This is a genomic window from Variovorax sp. SRS16, from assembly GCF_901827165.1.
GTDB lineage: Bacteria > Pseudomonadota > Gammaproteobacteria > Burkholderiales > Burkholderiaceae_C > Variovorax.
Map to the genome: position 1 here is coordinate 5,580,313 of NZ_LR594666.1, position 22,301 is coordinate 5,602,613.

Here is a 22,301-nt window from a genome sequence, read left to right on the forward strand (position 1 = left end):
GCGCCGGCAAGACGGCGCAGTTCATCGACCTCGGGCGGGGCCCAGGGGGTCGGCCTGCCTGCCCGACCTCATCCCAGGACTTTAAAGGCTTTCGAGAAGAAGTCGTCAGTGCCGAAGTTTCCGGACTTGAGCGCAACGTGGAGATCCACACCGCCCGCAGCCTCGGCGCGCGCGTGGCACCACGGCACGCCGGGATCGATCTGGGCGCCGATCTGCAGCTGCGCGATGCCGAGCGACTGCACGCAGGCGCCCGAGGTCTCGCCGCCCGCCACGATGAGCTGGCGCACGCCGTGCTCGACCAGTGCGCGCGCGATGGCGGCGATGGCGTGCTCCACCATCGCGCCGGCTTCTTCCACGCCGAGCCGGGCCTGCACCGTTTTCACCGCGACGGGATCGGCGGTCGAGTAGACCAGCACCGGCCCTCGGTCGAGCCGCGGCGCGGCCCACGCCAGCGCCTGCGCGACGACGTCGACGCCGGCCGCGATCTGCAGCGGATCGACCGCGAACGCCGCACCGCCCGCTGCAATGAAGTGCTGCACCTGCCGGTGGGTCGCGAGCGAGCAGCTGCCCGAGACCACCGCACGCTGCCCAGCCGCCGGCGGCAGCGCGCCCGCGATGGATGAGGGCGCGAGTCCGAAGTTGGCAGCAAGGCCGATCGCCACGCCCGAGCCGGCCGTGACCAGCGGCATGTCGGCCAGCGCCGGGCCGAGCCGCAGCAGGTCGTCGTTGGAGACCGCATCGACGATCGCGATGCCCACGCCTTCGCTGCGCAAGTGCGCGATGCGCTCGCGCACCGCGGCGGCGCCCTGCGCCACGCTGCGGTGGTCGATCAGACCGACCTTGCGCCGCGTCTGCGCCTGCAGCACGCGCACGAGGTTGGGGTCGGTCATGGGCGTGAGCGGATGGTTCTGCATGCCGCTCTCGTCGAGCAGCACGTCACCGACGAACAGGTAGCCCTTGAACACGGTGCGCTGGTTGTCCGGGAAGGCGGGCGTGGCAATGGTGAAGTCGCAGCCGAGCGCATCCATCAGTGCCTCGGCCACCGGGCCGATGTTGCCCCGGGAGGTGCTGTCGAAGGTGGAGCAGTACTTGAAGTAGATCTGCCGCGCGCCCTGTGCGCGAAGCCAGCGCAGCGCGGCCAGAGACTGCGCCACCGCATCGGCCGGCGCGATGGTGCGCGACTTGAGCGCGACCACCACCGCATCGACCTCGGCAGCCGGCGGCGCGGCCGGCACGCCGATGGCCTGCACCACGCGCATGCCGGCGCGCACGAGGTTGTTGGCGAGATCGGTGGCGCCGGTGAAGTCGTCGGCGATGCAGCCGAGAAGAAGTTTCATGAAGCAGAGGACAGCGACGGCAGCGTGATGCCCGGGAAGATCTTGATCACCGCGCTGTCGTCCTCCTTCGCGAAGCCGGCGCTCGAGGCCTGCATGAACATCTGGTGCGCGGTGGAAGCGAGCGGCAGCGGAAACTTGCTCGCGCGCGCGGTGTCGAGCACGAGGCCGAGGTCCTTGACGAAGATATCGACCGCCGACAGCGGCGTGTAGTCGCCCGCCAGCACGTGCGCCATGCGGTTCTCGAACATCCAGCTGTTGCCCGCGCTGTGCGTGATGACTTCGTAGAGCGCTTGCGCATCGACGCCTTCGCGCAGGCCCAGCGCCATGGCCTCGGCCGCGACCGCGATGTGCACGCCGGCCAGCAATTGGTTGATGATCTTCACCTTGCTGCCCGCGCCGGCGCGGTCGCCCAGGCGATAGACCTTGCCGGCCATCGCATCGAGCACGGCATCGGCCTTGGCATAGGCCTCCGGCCGCGCCGCGCTCATCACGGTCATCTGGCCGCTCGCCGCCTTGGCCGCGCCGCCGGAGATCGGCGCATCGACATAGTGGATGCCGGTGGCGTTCAGGCGTTGCTCGAACGCGATCGATGCCTGCGGATCGACCGTCGAGCACATCACGAACACGCTGCCGGGTTTCATGGCGGCGGCCGCGCCGCCATCGCCGAACAGCACGGCCTCGGTCTGCGCTGCATTGACCACGACCGAGACGACGACGTCGCAGTGGGCGGCCACCTGCGCCGGCGTGGCCCAGGCGACACCGCCCTGTTCGGCGAACACGACGGCCGCGCCGGGGCGCGCGTCGCACACGTGCACCTCGTAGCCTTTGCCGCGCAAGGTCGAAGCGATGCCTGCGCCCATGGCACCAAGGCCGATGAGTCCTGCTCTTGCCATCTGGATTTCCTCGAGGAAGGGACGGGCATCATAGAAAAGCACCGTCCCGCCCGGCAAGAGGAGTTGCCCGCGGAGGGCGCGGCGCGCTCAGCCGGCCGCGAGCGCGTGGCGTGCCGCGTGCGCGATGCTGTGTGCATCGACGCCGAAGAAGCGGCGCAGCGCGGCGCGCGTGTCGCTGCGCCCGAAGCCGTCGGTGCCGAGCGTGAGGTAGCGCCGGCCTGCGGGCAGGAAGGCGCGCACGCTCTCGGGCACGGCGCGCACGTAGTCGGTGGCGGCGACGACCGGGCCGCTGCTACCGGCCAGCTGCCGCGCGATGAAGGGCGTGCCCGCCTCGGTCTCGCCGGCCAATGCGCGCTCCTCGCAGGCGCGGCCGTCGCGTGCGAGTTCGCTCCAGCTGGTGACGCTGAACACCTCGCAGGCGATGCCTTCCGCGGCCAGCGCCTTCGCGGCCTTGATGACCTCGGTGAGGATCGCGCCCGAACCGAGCAGCGTGACCCGGGGCGTCGCGCTGTCCGCCGGATAGCGGCCAAAGCGATGGCAGCCGCGCAGCACGTCGGCATGCGCCTCGGCCGGCAGGCTGGGCTGCGCGTAGTTCTCGTTCATCAGCGTGACGTAATAGAACACGTCCTTCTGCTCGACCATCATCTCGCGGATGCCGGCATCGACGATGACGGCCATCTCGCCGGCGAAGGCCGGGTCGTAGGCCTTGCAGTTCGGAATGGTCGCGGCCACGAGGTGGCTGGTGCCGTCCTGGTGCTGCAGCCCTTCGCCGCCGAGCGTAGTGCGGCCCGAGGTCGCGCCGAGCAGGAAGCCGCGCGCGCGCTGGTCGGCCGCGGCCCAGATCTGGTCGCCCACGCGCTGGAAGCCGAACATCGAGTAGTAGATGTAGAAGGGCAGCATCGCGAGGCCGTGCACGCTGTAGCTGGTGGCCGCGGCGGTCCAGCTCGCGATGGCGCCGGCCTCGCTGATGCCTTCCTCGAGGATTTGGCCGTCGGTCGCCTCGCGGTAGCTCAGGATCGAGTCGATGTCTTCCGGCGCATAGCGCTGGCCCACGCTGGAGTAGATGCCGACCTGCTTGAACAGGTTGGCCATGCCGAAGGTGCGCGCCTCGTCGGCCACGATGGGCACCACGCGCGGGCCGAGCGCCTTGTCCTTGAGCAGCGCGCCGAGCATGCGCACGAAGGCCATGGTGGTGCTCATGTCCTTGCCCGCGGCCTCGATCGCGAACTTCGCATAGGCCGCGAGTTCGGGCTTGGGCACGATCTCGCACGCGGTCTCGCGCCGCGGCATCGAGCCGCCGAGCGCCGCGCGGTGCGCCTTCAGGTAGCGCATCTCGACGCTGTCCTCGGCCGGCTTGTAGAAGGCGAGCGAGGTCGCCTGTTCGTCGGTCAGCGGCAGGTCGAAGCGGTTGCGGAATCCGATCAGGTCGGCGCTCTCGAACTTCTTGTGCGAGTGCGTTGTCATGCGGCCCTGGCCGGCACCCATGCCGTAACCCTTCTTGGTGTGGGCCAGGATGACGGTCGGCTGGCCGCGGTGCGCGGCGGCCGCGGCATAGGCGGCATGGATCTTCACGAGGTCGTGGCCGCCGCGCTTGAGACGGTCGATCTGCTCGTCGGTCATGCCTTGCGCGAGGCGCGCGAGTTCCTCGTTCTGGCCGAAGAAGGTGTCGCGGTTGTAGCGGCCGTCCTTGGCCGCGAAGGTCTGCATCTGGCCGTCGACGGTGTCGGCGAAGGCGCGCGCGAGGGCACCCTGCGCATCTCGCGCGAACAGGCCGTCCCAATCGCTGCCCCACACGAGCTTGATCACGTTCCATCCCGCGCCCGCGAAGAGCTTCTCGAGCTCGTCGATGATGCGGCCGTTGCCGCGCACCGGGCCGTCGAGACGCTGCAGGTTGCAGTTGACGACCCAGACGAGGTTGTCGAGCTTCTCGCGCGCGGCGAGCGTCAGGGCGCTCATCGATTCGGGCTCGTCCATCTCGCCGTCGCCGAACACGCCCCACACTTTTCGGCCTTCGCCATCGAGCAGTTGCCGGTGCGTGAGGTAGCGCATGAAGCGCGCGTGGTAGATCGAGCTGATCGGACCGATGCCCATCGAGCCGGTCGGGAACTGCCAGAAGTCGGGCATCAGGTAGGGATGCGGATAGCTGGAGAGGCCGCGCGCGCCCTCGCCCTGCGTGAAGGCGGGCGCGCTGAGTTCCTGGCGGTAGTGCAGCAGATCGTCCTCGCTGAGCCGCCCTTCGAGGAAGGCGCGCGCATACACGCCCGGCGCGCTGTGCGGCTGGAAGAACACGAGGTCGCCGCGGTGACTCTCGCTTCGTGCGTGAAAGAAGTGATTGAAGCCGGCCTCGAAGAGGTCCGCCGCGCTGGCGTAGCTGGCGATGTGGCCGCCCAGCTCGCCGTACGAATGGTTGGCACGCACCACCATCGCGAGCGCATTCCAGCGCATCAGCGAAGCCAGGCGCTCCTCGATCGCGAGGTCGCCCGGGAAGGCGGGCTGCGCCTCGACCGCGATGGTGTTGACATAGGGCGTGGAGAGCTCGGGCTGCCAGCCGATGCGCCGGGCGCGGGCCAGCTGCGCGAGCTCGTCGAGCATCCGGCGCGCGCGCTGCGGGCCTTGCGTCTCGGCCAGCGCGGCGAAGGCGTCGCGCCATTCGGCGGTTTCTTGCGGATCGGGGTCGTGGGGTGGCATCTCGAGCAGGGCGCGCAGTTGGTCGGAGAAGATCGGGGCGTTCATTCCCGCAATTTAAGCCGCGGTCGATGGAATGAGCTGCCGTTCCCGCGGCATCATGCACCTTTGCGCAGCATAAAATTCCGCAGAGTGAAGGCACCCAAGCATCCCATGCAGCTCGACGCGATCGACATCCGCATTCTGGACGAACTGCAGCGCGACGGCGCGCTCTCCAACGTCGCGCTCGCGCGCAGCGTCCACCTCTCGCCCTCGCCGTGTCTGGCGCGCGTGAAGGCGCTCGAGACCGCGGGCGTGATCCAGCGCTACGTGGCGCTTGCGAGCGCGGCCGCGCTCGGGCTCGGGCTCAACGTGTTCATCTCGATCAGCCTGAAGACCCAGAGCAAGCAGTCGCTGGCCGAGTTCGAGCAGCGCATCGCGGAGCACGACGAGGTGATGGAGTGCTACCTCATGACCGGCGACAGCGACTACCTGATCCGCGTCGCCGTCGCCGACATCGCGGCGCTCGAGAAATTCATCCTCGAACAGCTCACCCCGATCGCCGGCATCGAGAAGATCCGCTCCAGCTTCGCGCTCAAGCAGGTGCGCTACAAGACGGCGCTGCCCTTGCCGGCCACGCCATCCTGAAGCCGCGGGTCAGGCCTTCTTCGACAGGCGCGGCTGCATCGGATCGGCCGTGAGGTAGCCGACCGCGGCGCCGAAGCGGTCCTTGTAGTTCGCGCGCACCAGCGGATCGAGCGTGGGCTGCACCTTCGCGTGGAGGGCGCTCCAGTCGCCCGCGTGCTGGAAGTTGCTCATGATGTAGGTCCAGCCGTTGAGCTCGTCGACCGCATGCAGGCCGGTCGACTCGCCGCCGGCGGGGACCGACAGCAGGCGCGAGAGCTTCTTCGTGTCGATGTTGTAGGCCCAGAGGAAGTTGTTGATGTGGCTGCCGCTGTCCTCGCCGATGAACAGCGTGCGCATCTTCTCGGAGAACTTGAGGTTGTCCGGGTTGCCGATCCTGTCGGGGTTGGAGGTGTTGCCGAGCGCGTCGGCCGTGATGTCCTCGCCGACGATCAGCGCGCGCGTCTGCGTCGGGACCCAGTCGCTGTCGATCGCCGCGCCATCGCTGTCCTTCTGGCCGCCGGCCAGATCGTGCGCCATCACGCCGCCCGCCGAAAGCTTCTTGGCCAGCGCCACGTTGGTATCGACCGTCCAGCCCTTGCCGTTCTTGACCATCGAGTCCTGGATGTTCTGCAGCGCCGAGTAGGCGACCTTGTCCTTGATGTTGACCGTCGTGCCTTCCATCTTGGTGAAGGCCATGCTGGCGCCCTTCAGGTTGGCGTAGCGGTGCGTCTCCAGGAAGGCGGCGGCCTTCTCCATGCCGGGCTTGAGCTTGATCCAGTTGGCCTTGCCGTCCATGAAGACCAGCGTGTAGCTGCCGTCGACCGGCGTCACCGGGGCCAGCGGAATGACGTCGTTCTTGTTGGCGTCCTGCACCGCGAACACCGAGTCCACGATGTCGGCGGCCGTGAGCGAGTCGGCCAGGGCCTCGACTTCGGCACTGGTGGCGTGGCCGAGCTTGATCCACGAGAGCTTGGTGGCCGCGGCCGCCGGGTCGATCGAGTAGCCGGCGTCGTAGCGCGCGACGTACAGCGTGCCGGCCGACAGGTCCTTCGCCTTGTCGGCGACGAACATGAAGAAGCCGCCGTTGGTGAAGTCGTCGCCCATGATCGCGGTGCGCATGTCCGGCATGACCTGGATCAGCTCGTGCGAGATACGGCCGAGGCAATAGTGCTTCTTGACGCTGCCGGTGCCATCGGGGTTCACGGTGACCTCGGGCAGATGGCCGTAGTGGTAGGGGTTGGCCTTCGTCGGGTCGCCGAACACGTTCGTGCTGTAGGCCGTGAACTGGGCGTTGGCGGCGATGGTGGTCGCGTCGGGCTCGTACTCCTCGCTCGACAGGTGCGTGCCCCACGGCGACAGGCTGGCGCCGCAGGTGATCCACAGGCCGTGTGCGCCCGACATGTCGACGTTGTGGTACTTCACGAGGCTGAGCTTGCCGGTGGCCGGGTCCTGGTCGAGCGTGAGCACGGCGATCGGCGAGGGCAGCACGCCGTAGGTGCTGGCGCCGCCCTGGTCGCGCGTCGTGTATTCGAACTGGACCACCGCGAACACGGTGTTGCCCTTGACGCCCGGGACCTTGGCGTCGGGCAGCACGAGCAGGGAGGTGCCGTCCGGCGCATCGGAAAAGAACTGCCGCTCCTTGCCCGCCACCGAGCGGTCGATGATCGGCTGGTTCTGGATGTCGTAGTAGCCGCCGCTCAGGATCGTGCCACCCTTGCCGTCGGGCACGGCATCGCCGGTGATGAAGAAGGGCTGGTAGGCGAGCCTGAATTCCTGCGCGCTGCCGTCGTCGAAGGCGATCTTCAGCGTCGACCCCACGGTCGTGGTGGCCATCGCCTCGGGCTTGCTCAGCGACGGCGCCGCCATGCCGGTGAATTCGGCCGAGACGTAGCCGGGAGCCGGCGCCGGGGCGGGCGCGGGCGCCGGAGCGGGTGCCGGCGCGATGGGCGGAAAGCCGGCGCTGCCACCGCCGCCACCGCCACAGGCGGTGAGGAAGGCGATGCCGCCCAGCGGGAGCATGGGTGCGGCACTCAGGAGTTTCAGCGCCTGGCGGCGGGAGGCGTGGGGGGCTTTGGCATCGGGCATGGGGATTTGCAGGTCGGGAAGGAAGGGAGGGTTTCGACCAGAAGTCAGCTTCTGGTCAGAAAGCCAAACTTAGTGGCCCTCCGTGACGCCGGCGTTGAATGTCGATGACAGCGGCGTGACTTCGCGCCCTCGATGCCCGACCCGAATGGACCGGGCCTATGGCATGCAACGACTACAAGAGCACAAAAATAAAGGCACGGCCCTCTGGGCGGGCGCGGCTACTTCGGCCACAGGGCCCAGAGACGCAAGGGCTGGTTCATCCGCGCCGCGAGCCGCCCAGCCTCGGCACCGGTGCCGGCAAAGTAGTCGGCCCGCACCGCACCGACGATCGCGGTGCCCGTGTCCTGCGCCACCACCAGCTTCGCCAAGGGCACCGCCGGCCCGGGCGAGGCGAGCCAGACCGGCGTGCCGTAGGGAATGCTGTCGCGGTCGACCGCGATCGAGCGGCCCGGCGTGAGCGGCACGCCCTGTGCGCCCACCGGCCCGGAAGACGCATCGACCTCGTTCAGCGCTTCCTCGCGAAAGAACACATAGCGCGGATTGCTCCACAGCAGCTGCGACAGGCGCTGCGGGTTCTGCGCGACCCATTGCTTGGTGTCGTCGGGCCACAGGCTGACCTTGCCCGCGCCCTGGCTCGTGAGCCACTGTTGCACGCTGCGGTAGGGCTGCTCGTTGGTGGCGGCGAAGGCCACGCGCACCGTGTGCTGCGAGCCGTCGACCTCGGTGATGCGCAGCCGCCCCGAGCCCTGGATGTGCAGCATCAGCACGTCGATGGGATCGGCCAGCCACGCGATTTCGCGACCGCGCAGCGCGGCCTGTGCCTCGGGCAGCGTGTCGATCTCCTGCCGCGTGTACCAAGGCCGGCGCGCGACCAGGCCGGCCGGCGCCTGGTAGACCGGCACGTTGTACTTGGCAGTCTGGCGCCGCGAAGCCTCGAACAGCGGCTCGTAGTAGCTGGTGAGCTTGCCTTCGCTCTGGCCGCCGAGCGATTCGATGCGGTAGGGCTGCAGCTTCTGCATCATCCAGTCGCGCTGCTCGTCGGCGCCGGCCAGCGCGAGCTGCCGCACGTCGCGGCACAGCGGCGCGAAGGCGGCGTTCGGACGTCCGCAGTTGGCGACCATCGCGACCCAGCCTTCGTACAGCGCGTCATCGTTGAAGCCGGGCAGTTCGGACCAGGGAACCGGCACCCAGCGGCTCTTGGGATGTGCGAGCGAGCCGGTGAGCGGCCCCAGTTCGCGCGGCGGGCTGACGCCCGGCGCCGGCTCTGGAAAGGGCGCGGGCGGCCGCGTGCTGAAGGAACAGCCGGCCAGCATTGCTACGATCGCGAGCCCAACCAGCCACTGGAGTCCATTTTTCATGGGTCTGATTTTGCTTGAGGCGCTTGCAGCCGGCGTCGTGTTCATTCTCATCGTGTGGTGGACCATGTTCTCGGGCCGCAAGCGCGGCGAACTGCACGACGACGATGACGACGCACCACCATCACCACCGCCGCGCGACTGAGCGCGATCCACATGGCGTTACATGCGGAAACCACCGTCCGCCGCGATCGCTGCCAATTCACTCGCAATAATCATTGCGACCCAGAACCCAAACCATCGAAAGGGACCGAGATGAAAAAATTCGTACTCGCCACGACCGCCGCGGCACTCGTGCTGTCGGGCTGCGCCGGCATGAGCGACACGCAGCGCAACACCGGCATCGGTGCCGGCGCGGGTGCGCTCGCGGGCGCGGCCATCGGATCCGCGACCGGTGGCAATCGCGGCGCGATCGGCACCGGCGCGGTGGTGGGCGCGCTGGCCGGAGCGGCCGGCGGCTACCTGTGGTCGCAGCGCATGGAAGCGCAGAAGCGCCAGATGGAAGCGGCCACGCAGGGCACCGGCGTGACGGTGACGCAGACCGCCAACAACGAGCTCAAGCTGGCGATCCCGAGCGATGTCTCGTTCGACGTCGGCCGCGCCGCGATCAAGCCCAACTTCGCGCCGGTGCTCGACCAGTTCGCGAGCGGCCTGCGCGGCAATCCGAACGCCGAGGTGCGCATCATCGGCCACACCGACAGCACCGGCACCGACGCGATCAACAACCCGCTGTCGGTCGAGCGCGCTGCCAGCACGCGCGACTACCTGGTCGCACGCGGCGTGCCGGCCACCACGTTCCGCATCGAAGGTCGCGGCTCGCGCGAGCCGATCGCCGACAACGGCACCGATGCCGGCCGCGCCCAGAACCGCCGCGTCGAGATCTACGTCGGCGAACGCTCTCAGGGCTGAAGGCCGCGGAGTACGTTGGCCAACTCGACGGCCGACTTGACCTCCATCTTCTCGAACACGCGCGCGCGGTGCACTTCCACCGTGCGCACGCTGATCGAGAGCTGATCGGCGATCAGCTTGTTGGGCAGGCCCTCGACCACCAGCCGCATCACGTCGCGCTCGCGGTCGGTCAGTTCTTCGACGCGGTGCATCAGCCGGCGCCGGGCGCGCTGCGCCTCGACGGCGCGCAGCGAGGCGCCGAGCGCACCTTCGATGCGATCGACCAATGCGTTGTCCGAGAACGGCTTCTCGCAGAAATCGAAGGCGCCGCGCTTGACCGCATCGACGGCGGTCGGCACGTCGGCATGCCCCGTCAGGAAGATCACCGGCATGATGTCCAGCAGCCCGCGCTCCGCGAGCCGGTCGAACAGCACGAGCCCGCTGGTCCCCGGCATGCGCACGTCCAGCAACAGGCAGTGCGGCTGATCGGACAGCGGCTCGCCGGCCAGGCGCGCTTCGAATTCCTCCGCGCTCGCGAAATGCTCGCTGGACAGCCGGCGCGAGCGCAGCAGCCAGGCCAGCGCCTCGCGCACGCTGGCGTCGTCGTCGACGATGAAGATCAGGGCATCGATCAGAGGTTGCATGAAGTGATGTACGTGGATTCGGCCGGGTGCGCGCTCATGCTATCGGCAAGGTAAAGCGAAAAACGGTGCCGCGCGGGCGATTCGGCTCGAACATCAGCGCGCCGCCGTGCTGCTCGACCACGGTGCGGCACAGGCTCAAGCCCAGGCCCATGCCGTCGGAGCGCGTGGTGAAGAACGGGGTGAAAAGGCGCGCCGCCACCTCGCCGCTGATGCCGCTGCCGAGATCGGCCACCGAGAACTCGAGCCAGCGGCGCGCATCGGGTGCCGCAGCAGCGGTGCCGATGGCGCGCGCGCGCGCCACGCGCAGCCGCAGCACGCGGTCGACGAGTTCGGGCATGTCCATCGCCTGCATCGCGTTGCGCGCCAGGTTCAGCAGCACCTGCTCGACCAGCGTGCGGTCGCACACCACCCGCGGCAACCCATCCTCGAGCACGACCTCGATGGCGACCCCCAGCTTGCGCGCCTGCAGGCCGACCAGCGGCAGCACCGCATCGAGCAGCACCTGCGGCGCGACCGCCTCGCGCGTGCGGTCGCGCCGGCGCACGAAGTCGTGCACGCTGCGGATCACCTGGCCGGCACGGTCGGCCTGCTCGGCGATGCGGCGCACCGCCATCGCCACCTCGTCGTGGCCGCTGCCTTCCAACAGGTTGAGCGAGCCGCTCGCATAGCTGGCGATGGCGGCCAGCGGCTGCGTGAGTTCGTGGCTCAGCAGCGAGGCCATCTCGCCGACGGTGGCCAGGCGCGCGCTGGCCTGCAGCCGCTCCTGGCTGGCGCGCGAGAGTTCCTCGATGCGGCGCTGTTCGCTGAGGTCGATGAAGGCGCTCATCCAGCCGGTCTGCGCGCGCTGCGCGTTGCGCAGCGGCGCCTCGAAGATCAGCACCGGGAAACGGCTGCCGTCCTTGCGCATGAAGACCGATTCGAAGCCTTCGCGCGGCGGCACGCCGCCGGCCAGCCGCATCGCCTGCCGCTGCTGGTATTCGTGCGCCAGCTCGGTGGGCCAGTAGGGCGCCTCGCCGCCGCTTCGCATCAGTTCGTCGACGCTGAAGCCGACCATCTCGCAGAAGGCCGGATTGACGTAGGTGATGCGCCCCATCAGGTCGCGCGCGCGCAGGCCGGTGATGACCGAGTCTTCCATCGCCTTGCGGAACGCGAGCGCATCGGCCAGGTGGCCTTCGGCGCGCAGGCGCATGCGCGTGTCGCGCGCGAGCAGCACCAGCACCGACACCAGCGCGATCGAGATGGCCGTCACCAGCGCGGTCAGCAGGTTCGGGAACAGATCGGGCGCGGCGCGCCAGCCGTCGACGCGCAGCATCAGGGTGGCGCCGGGCAGGTCGACCAGCTGCTGCGAGGTGAACACGCGCGTGCCGACGCGACGCGGCACGCCGATGGCCACCAGCCGGGTGCCGTCGGCCTCGGTGAACGCGACTTCCTGCCCGCGGCTGAGCGTCGGCGCGACCAGCTCGACCAGCAGGTCGCGCAGCGAGTAGGTGGCCACCAGGTAGCCGCCGGCGTCGATCGGCAGGCACAGCTCCATCACCTCGAGGCCATTGCCCTGCGCGAGCGAGACGTAGTGGCTCGGCGAATAGGCCAGCGAACCGAGCTTGCGTGCGGCGGTGCAGGCGAGTGCGATGTCGGACTGGTCTGCCCCGCGGCTCGGCGGGTCGAACATGCTGCGGCGATAGGGTGTGTCGGCCGCGCCGACCGGCGCCAGCGCCGCATCGCGCCATTCGATGCGCAGCCATTCGCGATGCTCGCGCAGCAGGGCCGCCGCCTGGTCCAGCCAATGCTCGCGGCTGGGTGCGCCGGCCTGGGTGGCGCGCAGGTTCTGCGCATTGCGCTGCAGTCCGCTGCGCAGGTCCGCCACCGCGTCGGCCGTGTCGCGGTCGAGCGTCGCCTGGACCTGGCTGACTTCATGGCGGCCGGCCAGCCACACGACGGTGACCAGCAGCGCGAACACGAGCACGGCCAGCAGCGCCCACAGGAACCAGCGCCGCCACAGCGACCGGAGGCCCGAGAAGGCAAGGCCGAGCGTGCGGGCGGCGGCGGGCAGCGCGAGCGAGGACACGGCGTCAGAGCACCCGGTGCGAGAGGACGGGCAGTTGCACGCGCGCGCTGTCCACGCGCCCGGCCTCGATATCGAACAGAACCACGCCCTCGCCGCTGGCCTGCTGGGCCGTCACCACGCCCCACGGATCGACCACCATCGACTGGCCCCAGGTCCGGCGGCCGTTCTCGTGCGTGCCGCCCTGCGCGGGCGCGACCACCCAGGCGAGGTTCTCGATCGCGCGGGCGCGCAGCAGCACCTCCCAGTGCGCGGCGCCGGTCGTGTGGGTGAACGCGCTGGGCACCAGCAGCAGATCGGCGCCCTGGCGCGCGAGCTCGCGGTAGAGCTCCGGAAAACGCAGGTCGTAGCACACGCTCAGGCCCACCCGCCAGCCGTGGCCGTCGCGCGAAGGCAGCTCGAAGGTCACGGGCTGGGTGCCGGGCGCGATCACGCGGCGCTCGTCGTAGCGCTCGCGGCCGTTGTCGAAGAAGAACAGATGGATCTTGTCGTAGCGCGCCACGCAGTTGCCGTCCGGCGCATAGGCCAGCGAGCTGTTGAAGACATGGTTGCGGTCGCTGGATTCCAGCGGCAGCGTGCCGCCGACGATCCACAGGCCGAACTCGCGCGCGGCATCCGCCAGGAAGCCCTGCACGGTGCCGGCGCCGGCGGTCTCGCGCAGGTCGAGCTTGTCGGTGTCGCGCGCACCCATCATGCAGAAATACTCGGGCAGCACGGCGAGTTCGGCGCCGGCGGCAGCCGCCTCGCCGAGCAGGTCGTGCGCACGGGCCAGGTTGGCCTCGCGGGCGATGGCGGACACCATCTGAATCGCTGCGACTTTCATGGCTCGTGTCTCCGTTCGTGGTTCTTCTATCGGGCGGGCGGCGCGCTCAGGGCTTCGGGCAGCAGGCGGCGCGGCACCTTCGTGATTTTGGGGTCGGTCCAGGTGCCGTCGATATGGAATTCCTGCGTCGTCGCCGCGATCAGCGGCTTGCTCAGCACCATCTGCGCGAGGAAGGTGCCCAGGCCGATGGCGGGATTGATCGCGGTCGCCACCAGCGCCGCGGTGCCGGCATTGATCTCGGGCACCACGACCACGCGCAGCTCCTGTGTCTCGTGCGCGATGTCGGCCGAGCCGTCCATCAGCACGGCGGCATTGACGCCCTTCATCTGCAGGTTGTTGGTGGTGGCGACGCCGCGCGCGACCTTGGCATCGCCGCGCAGGAAATCGAAGGCGAAGCCCTGGCTGAAGATGTCGCGGAAGTCGAGCGTCAAGCGGCGCGGCAAGGCCTGCAGGCTGAGCACGCCGAGCAGCTTGGCGATGCCGGGCTCGGCCTTGAGGAACTGGCCGGACTCGACGTTGACCTGCAACTGCCCGCCCAGGCTCGGATAGTCGAGCGAGAAGGGCGAGCCGACCCATTGCAGCTGGCCGTCGAGCCGGCCGCGGCCGCGCCGCACCACGTCCTTCATGCCGAAGCGGTTGAGCAGCGCACCGGCATCGCTGATCTCGAGCTTGAAGTCCATGGTGGTGCGGCGCGGCTCGATGTGGCCGCCGACAGGCGCCGCGCCCGGTGGCGCCACCCAGCTGCCCTGTGCGGAGAAGGTGGCATCGGGCGTGGTGAAGGCCAGCTTGTTGAGCCGCCATTCGCGGTCTGCGCCGCCGCGGTTGACGGCGTCGATCTCGGCGCGGCCGAGGCGCCGGCCGAGCAGTTCGAAATCGTCGACCACGATGTCGAGGGCGGGCAGCGTGCTGGGCTGCTCGTCGAGCAGCGACTCGACCGCGGTGGCCTCGCTCGGCGCGATCTTGAGCCGCGCGAGCCGGGCGTAGAGGCGTCCGGCCTGCGCCGGGCGGTATTCCGCATAGCCGCTGAGTTCGGTGGCATCGATGTTGCCGCGCCAGAGCGCGCCGTCGCGCGTGGCGCCGAGCACCACGTCGTGCAGCGTGCGTCCGCCGACCACGAGTTCCCGCGCGCGCACGGCGAGCGTGTTCGGCACGTAGGACGAGGCATCGTCGGCCGCGCCCGTGTTCTCGGCCGCCTCGGGCGCCTTGCCGGTGGCCTCGCCGAAGAGCGCCTGCCACGCCGGCACGTCGAGCCGCGCGAGCTGGATGTTGGCGGCCACGCCGCGCTCCGGCAGGGCGGCGGATTCGTCGGACGCGAGGCCGACGGCGATGCTGCCGCGCAGCACGCGAGCCTGGCTGCCCGAGATGTCGCGCACATAGGAGGCCGATCCGACGCGGCCGAGTTCGACGCTGATCTGGTCGCGCACCGGCGCCGAAGCGCCAGCGGCGCGGGCGTCGCGCTGCACGATCTTCTTCTCGATGCGAAGCGACATCTGCTCGTCGGCCGACTTGACCAGCGGCGCGGGCAATTGCAGCGACAGCCCCTGCAGGTTGCTGGTCAGCGAGAACTCGGAGGCGCCGTCGCGCGCCGAGAAAGCCGCAGCGTAGGCCGTGCTGCCGCCGGCATGCTTGGCCAGACGTGCCAGCCAGTCGACCTCGCCGGCCGCGCGCAGGCCCTCAGCACTCGCGGTGCCTTGCGCGCGCAGGCTCAGCTCCTGGGTGGCGCCGTAGCGGCCGCCGCCATCCACGCGCACCGCGCCGCCCACGGCCCGGGCCCGCACGTCCGCCAGCGAGAAGCCGCTCTCGGTGAAGTTCAGCGTGCCGCGCACCTGGCTGAAGGCCGGCGCCTCGGGCACCAGCTGAAGGTCGTTGTCAGCGAGCGTGATGCTGGCCTGGACCTTCGGCTTGTCGAGGCTGGCGAGCGGCAGTTCGAGATGCAGCCGGTAGTCGGCGCTGCCGGTGGCGCGGGCGCGCGCCAGCGCGGCGCCGGTCTCGCCGGCCAGCGGCGTGCCCACGCGCAGCAGCTCGGCGAGCGGGCCCTTGGCCTGCGCATCGAGGCGCAGCAAGGGCGCGCGGTGGGACATGTCGGCGATCTGCGCGTCGGCCTTGGCGACCTCGATGCCGGGCGCGCCGGCGATGCGTCCGTGCGCATTGCGCACCTGCATGCCGGCGCGTTCGAAGACCAGCTCGCCGGCGAGGCCGTTGAGCGCGGGCCAGGACTTGGCCGAGCCCGGCGCCGGTGGCACGTAGGCATAGGTCACGTCCGCCACGCGCGCGGCGATGCGGAACTCGCCTTGCCGCGGATCCATGAAGGGCATGTCGTGCAGGTCGCCCTTGACCTTGAAGTCGACGCTGCTGGCCGTGCCCTTGACGACCGCGTCGCGCACGTAGTCGCGCGTGTGCTTCGGGATGTGCAGCGGCAGGTAGCGGAACACGCGGGTGCCGTCGGCGCGTGTCAGCTTGCCCTGCAGGTCGAGCACGCCGGGAAAGCGCGAGCCACCGCGCGACTGCGCCGGATCGCTGGTGCGCCAGCTGGCCTGGGCCTCGCCCTCGGCATCGGCATTGGCGAAGCGCAGGCCGGCGACCTGGAGTTGCGCGTTGCCGCCATCGAACTTCCATTGCAGCTGGGTGGAGAGCTGGTCGACCGGGACCACCGGCTCCTCGAACACGCCGGGCAGGTCGAGCGCGCCGTTGGCGATCGAGACCGTGGCGCTGCCGCCGGCCTGGGTGGCGTCGAATTCGATCGTCGCGCCGCGCACGCCGGGCGTGCCGGCCTGCGGTGCGGCGTCCGCCGCCGCCGACGCGGCGCTGGCCGCCGGCACTGCAGGCGTCGCGGCTGCGGCAGGCTGCGATGCGATGCTGAACGCGCTCATCCGGCCGCGCGCCTGGTACTTGTCGGGCGCGCCGAGCGAGCCCTGCCAGCTGGCGTCGATGCGCTCGACCAGTCCGCGCGGGCCGTAGTCCTCGATCAGCTTGCGCGTGGCTTCGCCGAGCGGCAGCCGGTCGGCGATCATGGCCAGCGCCGCGAGGTCGAGCCGGTCGGCGCGCAGCGCGCCGCGTTCCGCGGCCTGGCCCTTCGCGGGTGTGTGCTGGAACCAGAGATTGCCGCCGGGCCAGCGCATGCCGTCGGCGGTATCGAACTGCAGGTCGGTGGTGGAGAACTCGAGCGTGTCGTCGGTCAGCCGGCCCGCAAGACGGCCGCTGACGTCGCGCAGCACCAGCGGCTGCAGACCCTTGCCGAGCGAGGTGTCGATGCGCGCCAGCGCCAGGTCGACGGCGCCGCCCGCGATCTCGCCGTCGCGGATGTCGGCCCACAGGCGCACCGCGCCCTCGCCTTCGTGGATCCGCGCATCGAGATCGACGTAACTGCCGAGACGCGTGACATTGAAATGCGGAAGCTCCGCGTAGGCTTCACCGCTCCAGCTCTGCCAATTGCCGCTGCGCATGGACAGCAGGGGCTGGCGGAACTGGCCGCGAAAGGTGAAGCGATCGCCCCAGCCGGCGGGCGGCGTGGCGTCGAGCCGCAACGCATGACGCCGGCTGCCGTTGCGGGCGATGAACTGCACGTCGGTCAGCAGGATCGGATCGGCGCCGCGCCGTTCGTCGGTCCAGCGCACGATGCCGCCCCGGATGACGAACTCGCGCTGCGCGAAGAACCAGTCGGCGGCGTCGCCGTTGCCGCTGTTCGTCTCGGTCGACATGTCCAGCCCCGCCACGTGGAGCCGGCCTGCGGCGTCGCGGCGCACGTCCAGCTGCGGCTGCTCGATGTAGAGCTGCTCGAAATTCAGCCGCCACAGGGAGCGCGGCGACACGCTGGCGACCACCCGCGCGAGGCGCAGCGCATCGCGGTGCTGCGCATCCTGCAGTACCACGTCGCGCAACTCGAAGGAAGGAAACAGGCCGCTCGAACTGGCGCTGATCGACCCGATGCGTACGGGTACCCCGATGGCCCGGCTGGCTTGCGCCTCCAGCGCACCACGGTAATCGCCGATTCGCGGCACAATCCAGCTGTGTAGGACAACGACTGACAGCGCAAGCAGCAGCCATGCACCGATCAGCAAACCCAGAAGCCAGCGCGCCGTGACAGCGGTGATCTTGAGCAGACGTGAAGGGGAAGACGTCGTGTCGTTCATTGAGGATCGCGCTGTGCCAGGAATTATGACCGCCAGTTCCAAGCCCGGTTCCACCGAAACCGACGCCACCGCGCGTCGGCCGAATTCGCCGACGCTGTCCGACTACTCGCGCTTCGTGCAGCGGCTGCGGCGCCGCTATGCCGGCGAACTCGCGCTGCTGCCGCCGGGCGAGCCGGTGCACGCGCACATGGCCGCGGCCTTCGATGCCTTGCGAGAGCGCGGCGACAGCACCGCCGATGCGCTGCGCACCGTGCGGCAGCTGGTGATGGAGCGGCTCGTCACGCTGGACTGCGACGCGCAGGCGCCACTCGCGGTGGTCACCACCGCGGTCACGCAACTGGCCGAGTTCGCACTGGATGTCGCCTGCCGCGAGGCCTGCGCCGAACTCGACGCGGTGCATGGCGTGCCCCTCGGTCCCGAGGGGCGGCGGGCGCAGCTCTGGGTCGTGGGCATGGGCAAGCTCGGCGCGCGCGAGCTCAACGTGTCGAGCGACATCGACCTGATCTATCTCTACGACCACGACGGCGAGACCGCGGGCAATGCAGAAGGCCGCGCGCGGCTGTCGAACCAGGAATACTTCGCGCGCGCGGTCAAGCGCATCTACGCGCTGGTCGGCGACATCACCGAGCATGGCTTCGTGTTCCGCGTCGACCTCGCGCTGCGACCCAACGGCAACTCCGGCCCCAGCGTGGTGTCGCTCGACGCGCTCGAGGAATATTTCCAGGTACAGGGCCGCGAATGGGAGCGCTTCGCCTGGATGAAGAGCCGCGTGGTCGCGCCGCGTTCGGTGGTGGTGGACGGTTCGGCCCAGGCGCTGCGCGGCGTGGTGCTGCCCTTCGTATTCCGCCGCTACCTCGATTACAGCGTGTTCGATGCCTTGCGCACGCTGCACCGGCAGATCCGCGAACAGGCCGCGCGCCGCAGCGCCGGCCGGCCCGAACGGGCGAACGACGTCAAGCTCTCGCGCGGCGGCATTCGCGAGATCGAGTTCACGGTTCAGCTGCTGCAGGTGGTGCGCGGCGGCCAGTTCCCCGAACTGCGCACACGGCCCACGCTCGATGCGCTGCAGCGCGTGGCGCGCGCCAACCTGATGCCGCAGGAAACCGCCGATGCGCTCGCCGCGGCCTACGAGTTCCTGCGCCGGGTCGAACACCGCATCCAGTACCTCGACGACCAGCAGACGCATGCGCTGCCGGTGAACGACGACGATCTGCGCTGGATCGCGCAATCGATGGGCTATGCCGACTGCGGCCCCTTCCTCGCGCAGCTCGACACGCACCGCGAGTTCGTCGCCCAGGAATTCGACAAGCTGCTGGGCGAGAAGAAGCCCTGCACGCGCTGCAACGGCGGCAATTCGACCACGACGCCGGCCGACCTGACCGACCTGATCGAGCAGCTGCCGCCGGCCTTCGCCGAACGCATCCAGGCCTGGCGCGACAACCCGCGCGTGCTGGCGCTGCGCGACGACACGCGCGCGCGCCTGCGCCAGCTGATCCAGCGCACCGCGCAATGGCTGCGCGAGCCCGACAGCGAGGCCGCGGGACACATCAGCCACCATGTGGACGCGGCATTGCGCTGGGCCGACTGGATCGAGCCGCTGATGCGGCGCGAGAGCTACATCGCGCTGCTGGTGGAGCGGCCCGCGGTGCAGGAGCGGCTGCTGCGCCTGCTGGGCTCCGCCAGGTGGCCGGCGCGCTACCTGATGCAGCATCCCGGCGTGATCGACGAACTCGCCAGCGACGAGATGCTGGCCGGACGCTTCGTGGCCACCGAATTCGAGCGCGAGCTGGAAGACCGCCACCAGGCGCTGACCCGGACCGGCGAGGCCGACGAGGAACGACTCCTCAACCTGCTGCGCCATGCGCACCATGCGGAGCTGTTCCGCACGCTGGCGCGCGACGTCGATGGCCGCATCACCGTCGAGCAGGTGGCCGACGACCTGAGTGCGCTGGCCGACACGGTGCTGCGCATCACCGCGCGCTGGTGCTGGCCGCATGTGCGCAACCCGCACCGCGCGACGCCGCAGTTCGCGATCATCGGCTACGGCAAGCTGGGGGGCAAGGAGCTCGGCTACGGCAGCGACCTCGACATCGTGTTCGTCTACGACGACGACGACGAGCGTGCCAGCGAGGTCTACCCGGCCTATGTGCGCAAGCTGATCAACTGGCTCACGGTGCAGACCCGCGAGGGCGACCTGTTCGAGATCGACACCGCGCTGCGACCCAACGGCAACTCGGGCCTCCTGACGACGAGCTTCGAGGCCTACGAGAAATACCAGCTGGGCCGCGGCAGCAACACCGCGTGGACCTGGGAACATCAGGCCATGACGCGCGCGCGCTGCATTCCCATGACCGCCGTGCAGGACGGCGAGGACGGCATGGCCTTCGGCGCGCGCTTCGACCGCGTGCGCGAGGCCGTCATCACCGCACCGCGCGATCGCGAGGCGCTCAAGGCCGAGATCGTCGCGATGCGCGACAAGGTGCGCGCGGGGCGGCCGGTCAAGGCCGATCGCTTCGACGTCAAGCACAGCGCGGGCGGCATGGTCGATGCGGAATTCGCGGTGCAGTTCCTCGTGCTGTCCGCCGCGCGCGAGCATCCCGAACTGGTGCCCAACCTCGGCAACATCGCGCTCTTGCTGCGCGCCGAGAACGCCGGGCTGCTGCCCGAAGGCATCGGCCGCAACGCGGCCGCCGCCTACCGCGAACTGCGGCGCGTGCAGCACCGGGCGCGGCTCAACGAAGAGCCGACACAGGTGCCGATGGGCTCGCTCGCAACCGAACGCGGGGCCATGCTGGCCTTGTGGAAGGCGGTGTTTGGCTAAGGGCTTGCAGCGGCGACCCTCCGCGGGGGCGTGGATCGCCGCCGCCACGCTCGCGTTGCTCGCGGGCTGCGCGAGCGGGCCGCGCGGCGGCTCGGGCATCGGCCGCGACGGCGCCGACGCCCGTCCGCCGGCGGGCCTGGCACAGGTTCCCGATGCCGAGCCGCGCATCGAGCCCATCCGTGCCAGCGGCAGCACCAGCAAGCCCTATGCCGTGTTCGGCCGGACCTATGTGCCGATCGTCGACGACCGGCCGTTCCACGAGACCGGCCTCGCCTCGTGGTATGGCCGCAAGTTCCACAGCCAGTCCACCGCCAGCGGCGAGCCCTACGACATGTATGCGATGACAGCCGCGCACAAGACGCTGCCGCTGCCGAGCTATGTGCGCGTGCGCAATCCGGCCAACGGGCGCGAGGTGATCGTGCGGGTGAACGACCGCGGCCCTTTTCACGAGGACCGGATCATCGACCTGAGCTATACCGCGGCGCTCAAGCTCGACCTGCTGCGCGGCGTGGCGCCGGTAGAGATCGAGCGCATCACGAACGAGGACATCCGCACTGGCGCCTGGCGGCGCGACAACACGGACGCGGCGGCACTGGCGCAGCGCGCGCCGGCCGCCACGCCGCCTTCGCTGTCGTCTTCGTCCGTACCCGCACCGGACAGCGTCGCCGTGCCCGCGGTGTTCACGAGCCCGGTGGTCGCGCCGCCGCAGGCCGAGCCGACGGCGCTCGCGGCCCTGCCGCCGCTGGCGCCGGAGGCGATACCGGCCGCAGCGCCGACCCCGCCATCCTCCTCATCGCCGCGGGCGGCTCCCGCCTCGGCGCCGCCGGGCTTCTGGGTGCAACTGGGCGCGTTCAGCCAGAATGACGGCGCCCTGCGCTTGCAGGCGCAAGTGGCCCACGACCTGCCATCGCTGGCGGCCACGCTCAACATCTTCAGCGAACGCGGCACGCACCGGCTGCAGGCCGGGCCCTATGCCTCGCGCGAGCTGGCGCGCGATGCGGCGGAGCAGGTGCGCAACGGCCTGCAGATCGCACCGATGATTGTCGAGCACCGCTGACCATCGAGGCCCGCCGCCGCGGCGCCCAGGCCGGGGGCGAGCTTCAAGCGCCTTGGTATTCGGGCCTCGGACCCAGCGAAGCCGCGAGCTCCTTGCGGTAGCGATTGAGTTCCTGCACGGTCTTGAAGCTGCGGTTCATGAGCAGGCTCAGGTTGTGCAGGATGCGTTCGCCGACCTTGTTTTCCCACACGGTATCGAACTTGATCTGCTTGTCGAGCCAGTGCTCGAGCCACTCCGGATCGGGCACGCGGCTCTGAATGGTGTCGTTGGGGAACAGCGCCCGGTTGACATGCAGGTTGGTCGGGTGCAGCGCCTGCGCGGTCCGGCGCGCGCTGGCCATCAGGACGCCGACCTTGGTGAAGGCCGAACGCGCCTCGTCACCGAACTTTTCCAGCGCGCGCTTCATGTAGCGCAGATAGGCGCCGCCATGGCGCGCTTCGTCCTGGCTCAGCGTGGTGTAGATGTGCTTGATGACCGGCTCGGTATGCCACTCGGCCGCACGGCGATACCAGTGGTTGAGGCGGATCTCGCCGCAGAAATGCAGCATGAGCGTCTCGAGCGGCGGCGCGGGGTCGAAATCGAAGCGCACATCGTGCAGCTCCTGTTCGGTCGGCGCATGCTTCGGGCTGAAGCGCTTGAGGTATTCCATCAGCACCAGCGAATGCTTCTGCTCCTCGAAGAACCAGATCGACATGAAGGCCGAGAAGTCGCTGTCGTGCCGGTTGTCGCGCAGGAACATCTCGGTGGCCGGCAATGCCGCCCATTCCGTGATCGCATTCATCTTGATGGTGGTGGCCTGCTCGTCGGAGAGCTTGCTTGCATCGAAAGACTGCCACGGAATATCCTTGTCCATGTCCCATCGGACGGATTCGAGTTGTCTGAAGAGTTCCGGGTAGAGCATCAATGTCTTTCTTT

15 protein-coding genes are annotated in these 22,301 nt (G+C 69.7%); 5 read left to right on the plus strand and 10 right to left on the minus strand.

Features of this window, described 5'->3' with window-relative positions:
• Positions 1 to 68: 68 nt before the first annotated feature.
• The 3 genes from otnK to mdeB are packed head-to-tail and all read right to left on the minus strand — an operon-like array spanning position 69 to position 4,963.
• Positions 69 to 1,337 carry a 3-oxo-tetronate kinase gene (otnK, locus tag E5P2_RS26895; protein ID WP_162570139.1) on the minus strand — a complete coding sequence of 423 codons (1,269 nt, stop codon included), beginning with the start codon at positions 1,335 to 1,337 and terminating at the stop codon, positions 69 to 71.
• Positions 1,334 to 2,272, minus strand: a complete 939-nt coding sequence (gene ltnD, locus E5P2_RS26900) for an L-threonate dehydrogenase (protein WP_443083537.1) — start codon at positions 2,270 to 2,272, stop codon at positions 1,334 to 1,336. The genes otnK and ltnD overlap by 4 nt, the downstream gene beginning before the upstream one ends.
• A gap of 45 nt (positions 2,273 to 2,317) precedes the next feature.
• Positions 2,318 to 4,963 carry an alpha-ketoglutarate dehydrogenase gene (gene mdeB / locus E5P2_RS26905; RefSeq protein ID WP_162570141.1) on the minus strand — a complete coding sequence of 882 codons (2,646 nt, stop codon included), beginning with the start codon at positions 4,961 to 4,963 and terminating at the stop codon, positions 2,318 to 2,320.
• A 105-nt stretch (positions 4,964 to 5,068) separates the two neighbouring features.
• Here mdeB and E5P2_RS26910 point away from each other — a divergent pair, with 105 nt between their 5' ends.
• The gene (locus tag E5P2_RS26910; protein WP_162570142.1) at positions 5,069 to 5,542 is read left to right on the plus strand and encodes an Lrp/AsnC family transcriptional regulator; all 474 of its coding nucleotides are present in this window, start codon (positions 5,069 to 5,071) and stop codon (positions 5,540 to 5,542) included.
• Between the two features lie 9 nt (positions 5,543 to 5,551).
• Here E5P2_RS26910 and E5P2_RS26915 read toward each other — a convergent pair whose 3' ends face one another.
• On the minus strand, positions 5,552 to 7,606 hold the full coding sequence (locus E5P2_RS26915; protein ID WP_162570143.1) for a PhoX family protein: 2,055 nt from the start codon (positions 7,604 to 7,606) through the stop codon (positions 5,552 to 5,554).
• Positions 7,607 to 7,824: 218 nt separating this feature from the next.
• Positions 7,825 to 8,964 (minus strand): murein transglycosylase A, encoded by a 1,140-nt coding sequence (gene mltA / locus E5P2_RS26920; protein ID WP_162570144.1) that lies wholly within the window; start codon positions 8,962 to 8,964, stop codon positions 7,825 to 7,827.
• Between mltA and E5P2_RS26925 the strand changes: the two genes are divergently transcribed.
• A complete protein-coding gene (locus E5P2_RS26925; RefSeq protein WP_174259907.1) occupies positions 8,963 to 9,106 on the plus strand; it encodes a hypothetical protein in 144 nt (47 codons plus the stop codon). The two genes, mltA and E5P2_RS26925, sit on opposite strands and share 2 nt — an antisense overlap.
• A gap of 110 nt (positions 9,107 to 9,216) precedes the next feature.
• Positions 9,217 to 9,870, plus strand: a complete 654-nt coding sequence (locus E5P2_RS26930; RefSeq protein WP_162570145.1) for an OmpA family protein — start codon at positions 9,217 to 9,219, stop codon at positions 9,868 to 9,870.
• Here the strand turns inward: E5P2_RS26930 and E5P2_RS26935 are convergent.
• Genes E5P2_RS26935 through E5P2_RS26950 form a run of 4 tightly spaced genes read right to left on the minus strand, consistent with a single transcriptional unit; the run spans position 9,861 to position 17,508 of the window.
• Positions 9,861 to 10,493: a response regulator transcription factor gene (locus tag E5P2_RS26935; RefSeq protein ID WP_162570146.1), complete on the minus strand. Its 633-nt coding sequence runs from the start codon at positions 10,491 to 10,493 to the stop codon at positions 9,861 to 9,863. The genes E5P2_RS26930 and E5P2_RS26935 overlap by 10 nt on opposite strands.
• A 34-nt stretch (positions 10,494 to 10,527) precedes the next feature.
• Positions 10,528 to 12,558: a sensor histidine kinase gene (locus E5P2_RS26940; protein WP_162570147.1), complete on the minus strand. Its 2,031-nt coding sequence runs from the start codon at positions 12,556 to 12,558 to the stop codon at positions 10,528 to 10,530.
• 4 nt (positions 12,559 to 12,562) lie between these two features.
• A complete protein-coding gene (locus tag E5P2_RS26945) occupies positions 12,563 to 13,378 on the minus strand; it encodes a carbon-nitrogen hydrolase family protein (RefSeq protein WP_162570148.1) in 816 nt (271 codons plus the stop codon).
• A gap of 26 nt (positions 13,379 to 13,404) precedes the next feature.
• Entirely contained in the window at positions 13,405 to 17,508 is a 4,104-nt protein-coding gene (locus E5P2_RS26950) for a YhdP family protein (RefSeq protein WP_162570149.1), read from the minus strand.
• 25 nt (positions 17,509 to 17,533) lie between these two features.
• On the opposite strand from E5P2_RS26950, the gene glnE reads away from it, so the two are divergent.
• On the plus strand, positions 17,534 to 20,329 hold the full coding sequence (gene glnE, locus E5P2_RS26955) for a bifunctional [glutamate--ammonia ligase]-adenylyl-L-tyrosine phosphorylase/[glutamate--ammonia-ligase] adenylyltransferase (protein ID WP_162570150.1): 2,796 nt from the start codon (positions 17,534 to 17,536) through the stop codon (positions 20,327 to 20,329).
• Between the two features lie 4 nt (positions 20,330 to 20,333).
• Positions 20,334 to 21,386, plus strand: coding sequence for a septal ring lytic transglycosylase RlpA family protein (locus tag E5P2_RS26960; protein WP_232080864.1), 1,053 nt, complete (start codon positions 20,334 to 20,336; stop codon positions 21,384 to 21,386).
• 43 nt (positions 21,387 to 21,429) lie between these two features.
• On the opposite strand, the gene E5P2_RS26965 is transcribed toward E5P2_RS26960, so the two are convergent.
• On the minus strand, positions 21,430 to 22,287 hold the full coding sequence (locus tag E5P2_RS26965; RefSeq protein WP_162570152.1) for a ferritin-like domain-containing protein: 858 nt from the start codon (positions 22,285 to 22,287) through the stop codon (positions 21,430 to 21,432).
• Between the last annotated feature and the right edge of the window lie 14 nt (positions 22,288 to 22,301).